This window comes from Bradyrhizobium sp. Kon10, assembly GCF_055807395.1.
The window spans coordinates 1-258 of record NZ_JBVVOZ010000281.1 but is presented as its reverse complement, the minus strand read 5'-3'; the positions used below and the strand labels follow the sequence as shown (position 1 = coordinate 258).

Sequence of the window (258 nt, the reverse complement as noted above, 5' to 3'; positions counted from 1 at the left end):
AGGATAATTCCAACGAACGCGGCGTTCCAGACGAGCGAGCGGAGCAAGGGAACGCCCGCTGCATAGAGTAGAAGGTAAACCAACCTGGCCGAAACATAGAGACCAGCTCCCCATTCGCTGAGAGCGCTCTCACGGCCGAGCAAGTGAACAAGGAAGACCGCAGCCACAAACACCGGAAACGTCTCAAGGAAGTTTCGAAGCGCTCTTTCCAAGCGCCCAGCTATGCCCGTGAGCGGGGGGACTTCGGCCTCACGGGAG

General features: G+C 58.9%; 1 protein-coding gene. It reads right to left on the bottom strand.

Annotation, left to right across the window (positions count from 1 at the left end):
- Nucleotides 1-258: MAPEG family protein (locus tag AC0L2O_RS37035; protein WP_473373237.1), on the bottom strand; the 258-nt coding region annotated here is incomplete at both ends.